The sequence below is a fragment of the Mesorhizobium sp. M4B.F.Ca.ET.017.02.2.1 genome (genome assembly GCF_003998955.1).
GTDB lineage: Bacteria > Pseudomonadota > Alphaproteobacteria > Rhizobiales > Rhizobiaceae > Mesorhizobium > Mesorhizobium abyssinicae.
On record NZ_RZOF01000656.1, the window covers coordinates 1 to 890 of the forward strand.

The 890-nt window shown below is 63.8% G+C and carries 1 protein-coding gene; it reads left to right on the forward strand.

Features of this window, described 5'->3' with window-relative positions; translation table 11 throughout:
- On the forward strand, positions 1-890 hold an 890-nt coding region (locus tag EN738_RS34660), incomplete at both ends, for an ABC transporter substrate-binding protein (protein ID WP_145967062.1).

Below are 890 nucleotides of genomic sequence, written 5' to 3' on the forward strand. Positions count from 1 at the left end.
GGCGCTACCAGCAGGTGCGCAACCTGTCCGACTGGATGGAAGGCGACGGCAAGGACGTCACCAATCCGAACCTCGACCTCAAGGACTTCATCGGCACCTCGTTCACGACGGCGCCGGACAAGAAGCTCTATCAGTTGCCCGACCAGCAGTTCGCCAACCTCTACTGGTTCCGCTACGACTGGTTCAACGACGAGAAGAACAAGGCCGACTTCAAGGCCAAGTACGGCTACGACCTCGGCGTTCCGGTCAACTGGTCGGCCTATGAGGATATTGCCGAGTTCTTCACCGGCCGCGAGATCGACGGCAAGAAGGTCTATGGCCACATGGACTACGGCAAGAAGGACCCGTCGCTCGGCTGGCGGTTCACCGACGCCTGGCTGTCCATGGCCGGCAACGGCGACAAGGGCATCCCGAACGGTCTGCCGGTCGACGAATGGGGCATCAAGGTCGACGAGAATTCGCGTCCGGTCGGCTCCTGCACCGCGCGCGGCGGCGACACCAACGGCCCGGCTGCCGTCTACTCGATCCAGAAGTACCTCGACTGGCTGAAGGCCTACGCTCCGGCCGAAGCCCAGGGCATGACCTTCTCCGAATCCGGCCCGGTGCCGGCGCAGGGCGCGGTCGCACAGCAGATCTTCTGGTACACCGCCTTCACGGCTTCGATGGTCGACGCCGGCGCCAAGGCGGTTATGAACGACGACGGTACGCCGAAGTGGCGCATGGCTCCGTCGCCGCACGGTGTCTACTGGAAGGACGGCATGAAGCTCGGCTACCAGGACGTGGGTTCCTGGACGCTGATGAAGTCGACGCCGACCGACCGCGCCAAGGCCGCCTGGCTCTACGCGCAGTTCGTCACCTCGAAGACCGTCGACGTCAAGAAGAGCCATGTC